12 protein-coding genes and 1 pseudogene are annotated in these 14,221 nt (G+C 65.3%); 6 read left to right on the top strand and 7 right to left on the bottom strand.

All coding sequences use genetic code 11. The features are described from left to right. The 7 genes from tig to ACIQ51_RS12730 all read right to left on the bottom strand — a co-directional run. On the bottom strand, positions 1-1,220 hold a 1,220-nt coding region (gene tig, locus ACIQ51_RS12760), incomplete at its 3' end, for a trigger factor (protein WP_396205436.1). 102 nt (positions 1,221-1,322) lie between these two features. Next, on the bottom strand, positions 1,323-2,837 hold the full coding sequence (locus tag ACIQ51_RS12755) for a phytoene desaturase (protein WP_396205435.1): 1,515 nt from the start codon (positions 2,835-2,837) through the stop codon (positions 1,323-1,325). Positions 2,838-2,877: 40 nt separating this feature from the next. Continuing rightward, positions 2,878-3,168, bottom strand: coding sequence for a hypothetical protein (locus ACIQ51_RS12750; protein WP_396205434.1), 291 nt, complete (start codon positions 3,166-3,168; stop codon positions 2,878-2,880). Positions 3,169-3,306: 138 nt separating this feature from the next. After that, positions 3,307-4,269, bottom strand: a complete 963-nt coding sequence (locus ACIQ51_RS12745; RefSeq protein ID WP_396205433.1) for a carotenoid biosynthesis protein — start codon at positions 4,267-4,269, stop codon at positions 3,307-3,309. Between the two features lie 12 nt (positions 4,270-4,281). Further along, positions 4,282-5,265, bottom strand: a complete 984-nt coding sequence (locus ACIQ51_RS12740; RefSeq protein ID WP_396205432.1) for a phytoene/squalene synthase family protein — start codon at positions 5,263-5,265, stop codon at positions 4,282-4,284. 317 nt (positions 5,266-5,582) lie between these two features. Further along, positions 5,583-6,863, bottom strand: a complete 1,281-nt coding sequence (locus ACIQ51_RS12735) for a RagB/SusD family nutrient uptake outer membrane protein (RefSeq protein ID WP_396205431.1) — start codon at positions 6,861-6,863, stop codon at positions 5,583-5,585. 14 nt (positions 6,864-6,877) lie between these two features. After that, positions 6,878-9,886 (bottom strand): SusC/RagA family TonB-linked outer membrane protein, encoded by a 3,009-nt coding sequence (locus ACIQ51_RS12730; protein ID WP_396205430.1) that lies wholly within the window; start codon positions 9,884-9,886, stop codon positions 6,878-6,880. 397 nt (positions 9,887-10,283) lie between these two features. Here ACIQ51_RS12730 and ACIQ51_RS12725 point away from each other — a divergent pair, with 397 nt between their 5' ends. The 6 genes and pseudogenes from ACIQ51_RS12725 to ACIQ51_RS12700 all read left to right on the top strand — a co-directional run. Then, positions 10,284-10,649: an NADH-quinone oxidoreductase subunit A gene (locus ACIQ51_RS12725; protein ID WP_396205429.1), complete on the top strand. Its 366-nt coding sequence runs from the start codon at positions 10,284-10,286 to the stop codon at positions 10,647-10,649. Between the two features lie 3 nt (positions 10,650-10,652). Beyond that, positions 10,653-11,201, top strand: a complete 549-nt coding sequence (locus ACIQ51_RS12720; protein ID WP_396205428.1) for an NADH-quinone oxidoreductase subunit B — start codon at positions 10,653-10,655, stop codon at positions 11,199-11,201. A gap of 1 nt (position 11,202) precedes the next feature. After that, complete coding sequence (locus tag ACIQ51_RS12715; protein WP_396205427.1) at positions 11,203-11,736, top strand: NADH-quinone oxidoreductase subunit C; 534 nt, start codon at positions 11,203-11,205, stop codon at positions 11,734-11,736. Further along, on the top strand, positions 11,720-12,958 hold the full coding sequence (gene nuoD / locus ACIQ51_RS12710) for an NADH dehydrogenase (quinone) subunit D (protein ID WP_396205426.1): 1,239 nt from the start codon (positions 11,720-11,722) through the stop codon (positions 12,956-12,958). Before ACIQ51_RS12715 ends, nuoD begins: the two co-directional genes overlap by 17 nt. Continuing rightward, positions 12,955-13,443: an NADH-quinone oxidoreductase subunit NuoE gene (gene nuoE, locus ACIQ51_RS12705; protein WP_396205425.1), complete on the top strand. Its 489-nt coding sequence runs from the start codon at positions 12,955-12,957 to the stop codon at positions 13,441-13,443. Before nuoD ends, nuoE begins: the two co-directional genes overlap by 4 nt. Next, a pseudogene (locus tag ACIQ51_RS12700) lies at positions 13,440-14,221 on the top strand (NADH-quinone oxidoreductase subunit F); the annotation flags it as partial. The gene nuoE and the pseudogene ACIQ51_RS12700, both read left to right, overlap by 4 nt.

Genomic DNA, 14,221 nt, shown 5'->3' with positions numbered 1-14,221 from the left:
TCGAGCAGCCAGAGGAACACGCGCTCCTCAGTGATCTCGCGCTCGATCTCGGTGAGACGCCCCTGCTTCTGGAGCTGCGCGTACACCTGGCCGGGGTCGGCGTTCCGGGCTTTCGCCAGCTCTTCCACGCGCGCGTCCACTTCGGCCGCGCTGGCGGTGAGCGACTCACGCTCGGCGATCGTGTCGATGATCAGATCGCGACGGACCTGATTCTCGGCCATCGGCATGAATTCCTTGGCGAACGTCTGCTTCTGCGCGTCGGGGACCCCGTACATCTGCATGTACCCGTCCACGAGCTGCATCACCCACGCCTTGGGCACGTCGAACGGATTGGCTTCGACGATTTGCTGCACGAGCTGCCCGCGCACATCGGCATCAGCTTCCCGCTTGGCGTGCTCGCCCATGTCCTTGCGGACGGCGTCCCGAAGCGCATCGATCGTGTCGAAATCACCGATCTCGCGCGCGAAGGCGTCGTCGAGGGCAGGGAGCGACTTGCGCTTGACGTCCTTCACCGTCACGCGCACGAGCTTCGTCACGCCGCGCTGCGACTCGTCGGGGAAGTCTTCCGGCCAGCGCACGCTCTCCTCTGACGTAGCGCCCGGCGCAGTCTTCATCACCAGCTCTTCGATGCCGGCGATAGCCTGACCACCGCCGAGTACGATGCGGTATTCCTTGCCCTCGGGGAGGGTGCCGTCGGCGTCGGCCGTGGACAGCAGCGCGGTGACCATGTCACCCTCGGCCGCCTTCCCGTCCACCGGTGCCCATTCCGCCTTCTGTTCGCGGATGCGCTCGATCTGTTCGTCGACGAGTTCGTCGGTGACCGGCGTTTCCTTCCGCGTGAGCGAGTAGCCGTCGAGCTTCTCGAGCGCGAGCTCGGGGCGTACTTCGCAGTGGAGTTCGAACTCCAGGGGCTGGCCCGGCGCCGCCTTGACGTCGTGCACGTGCGGCTGCGCGGCAAGCTTGAGTCCCTCGCGTTCGATCGCCTCGCGGAAGGCCTCGTTGATCACGAGTTCGATCGCTTCCTGACGGACGGCCTCGGGGAACTTCTTGCGCACCATGGACGGCGGGGCCTTGCCCGGACGGAAGCCGGGGAGGCGGACCTGCGTCGCGTACTTGCGCGCCGCCTGGTCTTCGTAGGACGCCACAGTGTCGGCCGGCACCGTGATCTGCAGGCGCCGGGAGACGCCTGCGGTCTCGGTCGGTGTGATGGTGATGTTCATTCGGCAAAATCTAGCGGGGAAGGGGGGCGCGGGACCACTGCCGACGGGAAAGGGGGACGGCGTTGGCCGTCCCCCTTTCCCGTCGGCACACGCATCGTCCGGTCAGACCGGCGCCAGCGTTGGCTCCGGTCTGGGGGCGCCCTTTCTGGCTGGGGCCCCGCCGATCAGCTCCGCCACGATCTTGCCCGAGGCAATCACGCCCGGCAGCCCAGCGCCGGGGTGCGTGCCCGCGCCGCAGAAGTAGAGGTTCGGAATGTCCTTGCTCTGGTTGTGCGGACGCATGTACGCCGACTGGGTGAGCACCGGCTGCGGGCCAAAGGCGCTGCCCATGTAGCTGTTGAGCGTGTTCTCGAAATAGCGCGGATCGATGCGACGCTCGGTGACGATGTGCTTCTGCAGGTCGGGGAGGTACCGGTCCTCGAGATACTGCATGATCTTGTCCCGGTACCGCTGGCTCACCGCTTCCCAGTCGGTGCCGCTACCCAGGTGTGGTACCGGCGATAGCACGTACCAGCAATCGTGGCCCGGCGGGGCCAGCGAGGGGTCGGTGGCCGTGGGGCGGTGCAGGTAGAGTGAGAAATCGTCCGACAGGATTTTCCGCTCGAAAATGTCCTCGAGGAGTTCCTTGTAGCGCGGGCCCATGATGATCTCATGGTGGGCCGTGCCGGGATACTGTTTGTCGGTGCCGAAGTAGATCACGAACAGCGACATCGAGTGCTGCAGGTTCTCGACCTTGCGGTTCGGCACGCTGGGGCGCTTTTCCGGCGCGATGAGCGTGCGATACGCCTGCACGAGGTCCCCGTTGCACACGACGGCATCGGCACGCAGCTGCTGGCCGTTCTTGAGTCGGACGCCGTTCGTGCGGCGATTGTCGCCCACCATGATCTCGTCCACTTCGCTGTTGAGGCGCAGCTCACCGCCCAGATCCTCGAAGGCTTGAATCAGCGCGCGCACGAGGGCACCGGTGCCGCCCATCGCGAAAAGCACTCCCCACTGCTGCTCGAGCTTGTGGATGAGGGCGTAGACGCTCGATGAGCGGTAGGGATTGCCTCCCACCAGCAGCGGATGGAAGGAGAACACCTGCTTGAGGCGCTCGTCCCGGATGTACTTCTCGGCGAAGCCCGCCACCGACCGGTCGGCGCGCGTGCGCACGAGGTCGGGAATGGCCTTGATCATCGAGCCCAGAGTCAGGAAGGGCTTGTCGATGAGCGGCATGCCGACGTTGAAGATCTCCCACGACTTCTTGCGGAACCGGGCGTAACCGTCGACGTCACGCGGTGAGAACGCCTCCACCTGACGGAAGATCTCGTCCTTGTCTCCGTTGTAATGAAAGACGGTGCCGTCCTCGAACCGGATGTTGTAGAACGGATCCAGCAGGACGAGCTTGATGTAGTCTTCGGTCTTCTTGCCCGTGAGCGCGAACAGCTCGTCGAGTACCCACGGGGCGGTGATGATCGTCGGCCCGCCGTCGAACGCGAAGCCGTCTTGTTCGAAGACGTAGGCACGGCCACCCGGCTTGTCGAGCTTCTCGACAATGGTGACCTGGTGTCCCTGAGCCTGCAGGCGAATGGCGGCAGCGAGCCCGCCGAATCCACTGCCGATGACGACAATACGCATGAACCGAAGTGCTTGAGGATCGGGGCGCCTGTCCGCCGCGTTAGCGGCGAAGCAGGACGGCAATGTGCCAGAGATGGATCACCATCGCACTCAGCATCGCGATCGCGAACCCTTCTGGTGACGGTTCGGGACGGCGATGAAAGATCATCGCTGCCACGAGTGAACCACCGGCCCCGAGGAACGACAGGATGCGGGCGGTGCTGGGCTTCCCCAACGCCGAATCGGGGTTGCGCCGCTGCCAGAGCACCAGCACCAGCGCCTCCACGATGATGAGGCCGAGGATGCCGATGGGGAGTGCATCGGAGTTGAAAATCGGAATGAGGCGATCCATACCGCAGGCGAGTAGGCTAACGCACACGTGGGTTGCACGGTGCCCAGAGGCCCCCGGGCGAAGCGACCAGGGGAGGGGAGAACGGCGAACGGCCGGGCATCAGGGCCCGGCCGCGTCCTGCCTGAGGGCGCCGGCGGGTCAGCGCGTACCCAGCGCGCCGTCGGCCACCCGCTTGAGCGGCGAAGTGCCCAAGCTGGTGAGCGGCGCCGGATCGTTTCGAAGGGCGGCCCAAAGCGGTACCGCCATGGCAATGGTGCCGAGCACGCCGGCCGGCACCATGTCCCAGCGGAAGCAGATCGCCAGCGGCAGCAGGCCGTTGATGGCGTAGAGCGCGATGGGCAGGCGGTGCGGGGCCACCTTGGCCACCCACTCACTGGGGGCGACAAAGGCGAGCATGACACGGGCGACAATGATGCCCGTCAGCAGCCAGCCGAGCCAATTGGTGATCGGCATGCCGAAGAAAATGGGTTTGCCGATGAGTTGCTCGAACGCGCTTCGGTTGGACAGATCGCCGATTTCCCAGATCCAGTGCGTGGTCTTCACCATCGCGGGGTCCATGCTCACATCCCACAGGGTGAGCACAACACCGCCGACGAAGGCCCACCACCACTTGGACAGATTGTCGTCCTTCCCCTTCAGGAAGCGCCCGCAAATGGCGAGCGACGCGACCAGCATGTAGAACCACGACGTCGGAATATTGAACGGGACCTTCCCGCCGATCTTGTAGCCCAGCTGGCTCGTGTACTCGTAGGCACCGAAGGGATAATCCCAGCGCGTGCCCACGTATTCCGACGTCAGCGCGAGCAGGAACGACACCGCGAAGGTGATGAACGCCTTGCGGGTACCGACCGCCCACGCGAGGAAGGCGAGGCCGGAGATGGCGCCGAGGGTCACGGTGGTGGCGCCACCGTAGGTGTAGCCCAACGCCATGACCTTCTGGTTCTGCGGCGTCTGCAGCCAGTCCGGGTAGGGCGGCAGCAGGAACGTCGCGAACGCGAAGGCGGAGAACGCGCTGAAGAACAAATGCCCCAGCAGCGTGATCGACGCGACTTTGAGCAGCGTGGATGAGGAACGGTCCTGAAGGTCCGTGTAAGGAGTCATGCGCACCACACCTCAGGCGAGTCGGACGAGGGCGTCGGCGTTGGACGACGCGCTGTTGGGTTCCCACACGATGCGCGGGCCGTGGCCCAGCGCGGACAAATCGGGCGTGGGCGCACGGTAGCGCCACGCGTTCCAGAGGATCCCCACGCGGGCGAGGCGACCGATGCGCGCCCGCGAGGAGATCGTGTCGTATCCCTGTGCTTCGATGGCGGAGAGGATCCCGGCATAGCCGTTCGCGCACGCGGCGGCGCAGCGCTGGGCATCGGCTTCGAGCAGCGCGATGCCGGGCATGGCGGCCGCATACAACGCGCGGGCGCGGCTCACCTCGAAGGCCATGAGGCGCGCCCACGCGGCGGTGCGGGCCAGAGCCGGATCGCGCGACAGAATGTCGTCGGCGGTGAGGCCGAAGCGGGCCATGTCTTCAGCGGGCAGGTAGCAGCGGCCACGACCGGCGTCTTCTCCCACATCGCGGAGAATGTTGGTGAGCTGCATCGCGGTGCCCAGCGTGCGCGCGTACTGAATGGCCTGCAGGCGCATGGCCGGACCGGCCGGCACGCCGAATACGTAGGTGCACATCTCGCCGACGGAACTGGCCACGCCCTCGCAGTACTCCTCAAGCTCCGGCCAGGTGCCATACGTGTGCGCCTCGAGGTCGCGTCCCACGCCATCGAGCAGCTCAAACAGCGGGGCCGGGGACACCTCGTACGCCCGCGTGACCCACGCCATCTCGCGGAAGATCGGCCCGGCCGGTCGCCCGTCGAGCGCCGACTGCAACTGGTCGCGGTAGGCGTCGAGCTGCACACGGAGCGCGCTCAGGTTGCCATGGTCGGCCTGGTCAACGAGATCGTCGGCGACGCGACAGAACGCGTAGAGGGCATAGGCGGCGCGGCGCTTCTCCGCCGGCAGCAGCTTGCTCGCCAAAGAAAACGTGCGCGCGTGCACCATGGTGATGCGCGCGCACTCGGCCGCATCATTGAGTGAAGCGGGCGCGATCATGCCACCAGACTCGGGAGACGCCGAGGTTTCATCGAAGCGGTGTCAGGCAGGGATGACAGGGATGGCACAACAGAGATCGAAGCGAGCGGCACCTGCGGGCACCACCAGTCAACGCGGGCGATGGCAACAGGTTCCAACTCCTCGGGTGGCTCCGGGTCGGCGGACGCCGACTGATATTAATGAACTTGCGACCAGCCGGTCCAACTGTCAACATCTCATGACAAGTCGGCTGTCAGGGATACGTGACACCCCGGGCGGAAATGACAAGCGGGGGTGGTCCATTGGACCACCCCCGCTCTCGCCGGGTTCCTGGTCGTTTACTTCGCCGACCCGTTGGCGCCCGTCATGTTGGGGTTGTTGTCACGTTCCGCACGCGGGATAGGATAGCAGGTGTTGGTACCCGTGTTTCCGTAGCCCGGCTTGAAATACGGCGCGCCGGCCGCCGTGACCGTACCCGTGACCGAGGCCGGCGAGCGGCGCATGTCGGCCACGCGCTTGCCTTCGAGATAGAACTCGAGGGCACGCTGGTTGAACAACTCGCGCTTCACGCTGACCGCGTCCATCGCCCCATCGTACGCCGGACGGTTATTGGCCGCGCGCCGTGCGTTGATGAGTGCCACCTGTGCGTCCACGCTGTTCCCTGCTTCGGCGACGATGTAATCCGCCTCCAGCTTCGAGGCCAGACGAATCGACGCGTTGTACGCAAAGAACTTGGTCTGCTGATGAAAGCCGCCGGGAACGGCGTCCTGCGGGTTGGCCGTGGGGGCGGGGTTACCACCCTGCACCCGGTAGGTCACACGCGGATCGGCCTGACGGAACCACGGGGCAACGCTGATCGAGCCGCGATCAAAGCTGAAGAAGTAGAGATCGTTGCTGAGGCGTCCGCGGTTCGCGAGATCGTCCGTGTAGCGGAGGAGGTACTCGAACCCGGCAGGCACGGCGGCGGCATCGGCCGCCGCCCCGGTGTTGTCGCCCTTCTGCAGCTTCACGCGGGCACGACCCACGAGGGCGGCGTTGGCGAGTGCGATGCCTTCGGCACTGGCGTTGGCGCGCCCCACTTCGATGCCCTTGCTCAGCCACACGCTGGCCGAGTCGAGCATCTGAGCCGTCGTGAGCTCGGGACCGCTCGAGAAGGTGCCCGTGCAGAAGTCCGACGCCATCTGCAGCATGGCGAAGCCGCGGAACGTGGCGGCGCGCGCGATGCTGATGTTGGTGGTCGGGGTGGGGAGCGTCAGCTCCAGCACCTGCTTGGCTGAGGCAATCGTACGCGAGAGCGGCTGCCACACATCACTGTTCAGCGAGCCATTCAGGTCGGTGATGCTGCGGATGCCGAACTCGTTGCGGGTGGGGAACGTGTCGGACACGTTCGTCTCGCCGCTGAACCAGCCGCCATACATGGCAAGCAGGCCGAACATGTCGACGAAGTTCTGCTGCGCTGAGAGGGCGAGCGTCACGCCACTGGCCGTCGGGTCGACGGTGGCGGCGTCGATCACGTTGGGATTGGTGACAGTCAGGAAGTCGTCACCACAACCGGCCGCGCCGAGTGCCAGCACTGCGCCGGCAGCGGTGCGCGAGACCGTACGAGCGATCTTTTTCATGGAGACGGTCGCTGTTAGAAGTTGACGTTGAAACGGAGGACCGTGCGCTTGGGGTTCGGCACGGTGAGGAAATCTTCGCGACCGAACGAGTTCGTCTGCGCATTCATTTCCGGATCGGGGCCGGAGTAGTCTGACCAGAGCTTCACGTTCTGCAGCGCCAGCGTGACCGAGGCCCCCTGGACGCGCTTGCCCAGATGGCTCAGCAGCGCCTGCGGGACGTCGTAGGTGGCCGAGAGCTCGCGGAGGCGGACGAAGTCGCCCCGCTCGATGAACGCCTCGCGGGCGTCGTTGATGGTGACGGCCGCATTGTTCACTTCCGAAACGAACGGACCAAAGCGGCGGATGCGGGCCTCGCGCGAGAGCACCATCGTATCGAGGCGCACGTTCGAGCGCACCAACTGCGTCTCGCGGAAGAAGCGGGTGTTGTTGAACACCACGAAGTCCCGCTTGGCATCGAGCAGTGCCGTCACGCGCAGGTTGCGCATGATGGTGAACGTGTTGGTGACGTTCCACTCCAGCGTCGGGAACAGGTTGCCCACCGGCGCGAGGGTATCCGTTACCACGGCCCGGCCGTTCGCGAGATCGACGGACTTCACGCGCTTCGCCGTCATGACGGCAACCTGCTGGCCCACGAGCGTGCGCCCGGCGTTGCCGAGGTTGAACGGCAGCACGCCGCCCAGGCTCGTGAGTTCGTTGTGCAGCGTATTGGCCGCGCCGCGGACCTCCCAGCGGAGGTTGCGGGTGTTGATCGGGGTGGCCGTGACGGCCAGTTCGATGCCCTCATTGAGCACCGAGCCGATGTTCGCGAGCGGATTCGAGCTGAAACCGAGCGACGGCGGAATCGGGCGCGCGATGATCAGGTCGTTGGTCGTCTTGCGGAAGTAGGTCAGTTCCGCGGAGACCTTGCCATCGAGGAAGCCGGCGTCGAGGCCCGCTTCGAACTCCGTGCCGCGCTCGGGCTTGAGGTCGAAGTTGCCGGGGTTGCCGAGGACGGCACCAGCACCGGTGCTGCCCGAGATGTTGAAGGCCGCCGCCGACAGCGTCTGCAGGGCGTCGCCCGGGTTTGGCGAGCGGCCGGTGGTGCCCCACGCGGTGCGGAGGCGCAGGTCGCTGAAGATCCCCGAGAGGGGCGCGAAGAAGTCTTCCTCACTGATCGCCCACGAGCCACCGATCTTGGGCAGGACGAAGCTGGGTGCCTGGGAGCCGAACGACGAGTTGCGGTCCACGCGTACGCCCACCTGCAGGAAGCGCTTGTTCTGGTTGCCGACCTGGAGCTGGGTCAGATAGCCATACTGGCGCTGCTCACTGAATCCACCCCCGGCCGAGTTCGTCGCGGCCGAGCTGATGGAGTTGTTGCCGTTGGTGACGAATCCGATGCCCGTGGCGTTGAGCGACGTGAATCGCGACGAGATCACCTGCAGGCCGAACGAGAGATTGGTTTCCCAATCGCTCCCCCACTGGCGCTTCATGTTGCCGAGGTAGTCGAACGTGTACCGCTCGGTGCCGCGGCTGGTGAACTGGCGCTCACCGCCGTCACGGAGCCCGCCGTACCACGTGCTGTCGTTCTTGGGATAAAAGAGATTCTGATCGTCGCTGGCGAAGTCGACCCCGCCCGTGAAGCGGTTGGTGAACCACGACGTGGGGGAGTAGTTCGCCGTGATGTTCGACGTCACGCGCTTGGTCAGCAGACGGCGCTTGATCGAGTTGATCGCGTTGAACTGGCGCGCCGGCGCATACCAGCCGTCCTGCGTGAGTGGCGCATTGGCGGCGTCGGTGCGCGTTAGTGGGCTGCCGAGCATGCCACCACCGAGCCAGCCGAAGATGTTGTTGTCGTTGTCGGGCAGGTCGGTCGCCGTCTGCACCAGGCCGAGGCCGGCGTCGATGCTCAACTTCGAGTTGGCGATGTAGTTCACGTTCGACCGCACGTTGTAGCGGTTGAACGCGTTGTTGGGGAGCACGCCAGTCGAGTTGTCCGAGCCGTAGTTCAGGCCGAACCCGTAATTCTGGCCGCCGCCGCGAATCCCGTAGTTGAACAGGTTTTCCTTCCCGTCCTGGAAGGCGCCCGAACGCTCGAGCGGATTGTCACTGACCAGCGTGTTCACGGCCTGCCCGCGGCAGAGCGGATTCGTGCTCGTCGAGGCAACCAGCGCCGCGGAGCAGAGACCGTAGTTGTCGGGGATGTCCCAGTAACCCACCGACGCGGTGCCCTGCTCGAGGCGCAAGGTCTGCTGGAAGCTGTTGGCGCCGGCGCGGCCCTTCTTGGTGATGATCTGGATCACGCCCGCCGATGCATCGGCGCCGTAGAGCGTGGCTGCCGCCGGCCCCTTCACGACCTCGATGCTTTCAATTTCTTCCGGATTGATGTCGTTCAGGCGATCGAACTGCTGCCCCGACTGTCCGGAGGCGATGAGCCCTTCGTTCACGCGGACGCCGTCGATGAAGAGCAGCGGCTGGTTCGACAGGTTGATGGAGGAGGCGCCGCGGATGCGAATCTGCGTGGCCGTACCCTTGGTGCCGGACTGCGCGCTGAGTGCCACACCGGGGACGCGCGACTGCAGCAGGTTTGCCACGTTCGTGACCGGCGCGTCCTTGATGATGTCCCCGGCGGACACGGAGGCCACGAGTGCCGATTGCGCCTTGCGCTCCTGGTTGCCGGCGGTGCCGGTAACGACGACCTCGGACAGGTTGATCGCCGATGCCGCCAGTTCGAAGTTGGCCGTCACCGTCTGGTTGGCCACGACGGTCACCGTCTGCTGGGACGACTTGTAACCGATGCGCAGGACGCCCACGGTCGTCGCGCCGGCCCGGACGTTGACGAGCCGGAACTCGCCGTCTTTGTTCGTCGGGGCGGCGTACTGCGTGCCGACGACGACGACGCGCACCTCGGAAATCGGCAGCTTGGTGGCGGCGTCGACGACCTTGCCGCTGATCGTTCCCGTGGGCGCTTGCGCCCCCAGCGAACCGGCCAGAGCAATCGAGACGACCGCTGCTGCCCAACGGGTGATGCTCAACCGATGGGACATCAACTTCTCCTGAACGTTGTACGTGTACCCCCCGGCATTGGAGGGCGTTGGCGGGGCGATCTGTCCCACACGATGGCTGGTACAAAGCGCGCTGACGCGGGACAGGAAGGAAGGTAATCGCAGAATCCGCCACGGGCGGTAGTTCTTGATGTATTCCAGAAAAAGGAATATCTTCGCCGGGTCACGCCGAGCCGATGCTCGCGGGTGCCGCGGGCTATTGTTCGCGATGGGGCTGTCGGGTGAGCGATCCGTGGCACGCCCGCCTTGACGTTGCCTGTACCGGTGCCCACGTTGGCAATTCTGCGTGGTTTAGCCCGCCGACTCGACCTCGTACGGGGAAGAGGCGCGGCCGACCTCTCCCCCGCCAAGTCAGGCCCGACTCCCCAGTGCCTGTTCGATGACGCCGTATATCACGTTCTTGCTGTATCTGACCGCCATCGTCGGCTTTGTCGGCCTGGCGCTGTCGTTGAACGCGCTGCTGGGGCCCAAGCCCGCCGCCACCTCGACCAAACTCGAGCCCTTCGAGTGCGGCGCGACGGTCGTGGAAGTCGTCAACGTAAAGGCCGTCCCCATCAAGTTTTACGCGGTTGCGATCGCGTTTCTCTTGTTCGACCTCGAAACCATGTTCCTGTTCATCTGGACGCTGGGCGCGCGACCGCTCTCGGGGTTCATGGTGTTCACGTTCTTTTTCTTCACGGCGTTGCTGGTGCTCTGCCTGCTCTATGTGTACAAGGCACGCATCCTCGAAGCCGTGACGGAGTAGCTGATGTACGGCAAGCGACTTCCCATCGTCGACACGGGGGCAGTGGTGGGGGCGGGGCAGCCCGGCCAACGGGAAAAGCCCGCCACCTTCGAGTACCTCACCACCCGTAAGGACGAGCTGGTGGGTTGGGCGCGGAAGTTCTCGCTCTTCCCCTATCCCTTCGTCACGGCCTGTTGCGCCATGGAGTTCATGGCCGTCAGCGCGTCGCAATACGACACCGATCGCTTTGGCGCGGCCTTGCCGCGGTTCTCGCCGCGTCAGGCCGATCTGCTCATGGTCGTCGGGACGGTCACGCAAAAGCAGGCGCCGATTCTGCTCAAGGTCTACGAGCAGATGTGTGAGCCCAAGTGGGTGATGGCGTTCGGGGTCTGTGCCAGCACCGGCGGCTTCTATCAGAACTATGCCTCGCTCCCGGGCATCGATCGCATCATCCCGGTCGACATCTACGTGCCGGGCTGCCCGCCGCGCCCCGAAATGGTGATTGACGGGATCACGCGCCTGCAGGAGAAGATCGCCAACGGGCGACACCCCATCATTAACGAGCGATTCTGACGTGACCGCCCCACTCTTCGACCGGCTGCGTGAGCAGCTTTCCCCCGGCGAAGCGGGGCAGGAAGGCCAGCCCGATGCCGCAACGCCGGTGGTCTGCCGCGGCGTGCAGCATGGCGTGCTGGTGTTCGCGCTCGCGCCCGACCGCCTCCTGCCCGTGGCCCGTCGCCTGCGCGACGAGTTTGGCTTCGATCTCTTCCTCGATGTGACCGCCGTGGACTGGCCCGGCCAGGCGCTGCGCTTTGAAGTGGTCCATCACTTCTACTCGACGACCGACAAGGTGCGCGTGCGCCTCAAGATGCGGGTGGCGGAGCAGGATCCCACGGTCGATTCCCTCACGGCACTGTACGGCGCCGCGGGCTACATGGAGCGCGAATGCCACGACATGTACGGCATCGTGTTCCGCGGCAACCCCGATCTCCGCCCGATCCTCCTCTACGAAGGCTTTGTGGGCCATCCGCTGCGCAAGGATTATCCGAAGCAGAAGGAGCAGCCGCTCGTGCCCTACCTTCCGCCGCAGGGTGCCCTTGTCCGCTAATCCCGTTCCCCGACCGCCGATCCCCAACCCGGTGCACCCGGTCTTCACGCCGCAGCGTGACGACACCACCGTGGTCAACATCGGCCCCTCGCACCCCGCCACTCACGGCACGGTGCAGATCATCGCCGAACTCGATGCGGAAAAGGTCGTGCGCACCGACGTGCACTGTGGCTACCTGCATCGTGGCTTTGAGAAAGAGTGCGAGGATCACACGTGGCACAACCTGATCCCCTACGTCGACCGGCTCAATTACTGCTCGGCGCTGATCAACAACTTCGCGTACTGCGATGCGGTCGAGCAGCTCATGGGGATCGAGATCACGCCGCGCACCAAGTACCTGCGCACGTTGCTCGCCGAGTACAACCGTGTGGCCGATCATCTCACCTGCGTGGCCGCGCAGCTCATGGAGCTCGGCGCCCTGACGGCGTTTCTCTACCTGGTCACGGTGCGTGACCAGATGTACGAGCACCTGGCGGCCCTGACGGGCGCGCGCGTGACCTACTCATACGGCCGCATCGGCGGGCTCGCCTTCGACGTGCCGGCCGGCTGGTTCACGCGGCTCGAGCAGATCCTCACGGAGTACGAGCGCTATACCGCGATGGTGCACGGGCTCGTGGACCGCAATCGCATCTTCATCGATCGCATGCGGAACGTGGGGGTGCTCTCCACCAAGGACGCGTTGCACTGGGGCTTCACCGGCCCGATCCTGCGCTCCACCGGGGCCCCGCGCGACCTCCGCAAGGATACGCCCTATCTCGCGTACGGTGAACTCGATTTCGATGTGCCGGTCGGCATCAACGGCGACAACTACGACCGCTACTACGTGCGCATGCGCGAGATGGACGAGTCCGTCTACATGGTGCGGCAGCTCATGGAGATGGTCCCCGAAGGGCCGATCATGGTCGACGACCGTCGCTGCGTGTTCCCCGAGAAGGAGCTGGTGTACACGGAGATCGAGTCGCTGATCAATCACTTCAAGTTGGTCATGGAGGGCCCCGTGGTGCCCGCCGGCGACATCTACGTGGCCCACGAGGGCGCCAACGGAGAGCTCGGCTTCTATATCGTCAGTGCCGGCGAGGGGCAGCCGCACAAGGTACACGTGCGCGCCCCCAGCTTCGTGCATATGGGCGGCGTGCACCGGATGCTCGATGGCTATCAGCTCGCCGACATCGTGACCACCTTCGGGTCGGTGAACATGATCGGCGGTGAGTGCGACCGATGACCCAGCAGATGAAGAACATCCAGCATCTCCTCCCCGAGTTCGAGCGCTGGAAGGAGCGCTATCCCGCGGGATTCGAAGGCTCGCTCACCATTCCGTGTCTCCGCCGGATCCAGGAGGAGCGCGGCTATATCGCCGACAGCGATATCGACGAACTGGTGGCCTACCTCGGCGTGCCCCGCACGCAGGTGGACGAGGTGCTCGGCTTCTACACCATGTTCACGCGTACACCGCTCGGCACGCATCATCTGCAGGTGTGCCACAACGCCTCCTGCTCACTGCGCGGTGCCGAGGGGCTCATCCGCTATCTGTGCGGCACGCTTGGCATCCAGCCCGGCGAGACCACGCCGGATGGCAGGTTTACCCTCTCCACGGCGGAGTGCCTCGCCAGCTGCGGCACCGCGCCCATGATGATGGTGAATGAGGCGTACCACGAGAACCTCACGCCGGCGTCGGTCGATGCGCTGCTCGAGGAGTTGGCCAAGTGACCTCACCGTATCCCACGCCCGAGCTGTCGGGGCGGAAGTTCTTCATGAACTTCCCCGTCACCGACACGTCGCATGCGCTCGACGCCTATCGCGCCCGCGGCGGGTACCAGGCGCTCGCCAAGGCCCTGCGCGAGCAACAGCCCGCCGACGTGACCAAGGAAGTGAGTGCTGCCGGACTGTTGGGGCATGGCGGGGCCGCGTTCCCCGCCGGCCGCAAGTGGAGCGTCATCCGCCCCGACGACGGCGAGCCGCACTATGTGTGCATGAATGCTGACGAAGGGGAGCCGGGGACCTTCAAGGATCGATGGCTGCTCGAGTACGTGCCCCACATGCCGCTCGAGGGGCTCATCCTCGCCTCCTATGCGATCGGCGGACGCCACGCGTTCATCTATATCCGCGGTGAGTTCGATCTCGCATACCGTCGCATTCAGGGCGCCGTCGACGAAGCGTATGCCGCTGGACTGCTTGGCGAGAACATCCTCGGCACCGGCTATGCCCTCGACGTGGTGGTGTACCGCGGCGCCGGCTCATACGTGTGCGGCGAGGCATCGGCGATGCTGGCATCGCTCGAAGGCAAGAAGGGGTGGCCGCGCAATCGTCCGCCGCGCCTGACGGTGAAGGGGCTCTACCAGAAGCCCACGGTCGTGAACAACGTGGAAACGCTGGCCAACGTGCCCGTCATCCTGGCGCTCGGTGCCGCCGAGTTCAAGAAGACTGGTACGCCCAAGAGCCCGGGCACACAGATGATCTCCATCTCCGGGCATGTGGAGCGCCCCGG

It is taken from the genome of Gemmatimonas sp. (assembly GCF_044344655.1).
GTDB lineage: Bacteria > Gemmatimonadota > Gemmatimonadetes > Gemmatimonadales > Gemmatimonadaceae > Gemmatimonas.
The sequence above is the reverse complement of the archived record's forward strand: the minus strand, read 5'-3'. Positions and strand labels throughout refer to the sequence as shown.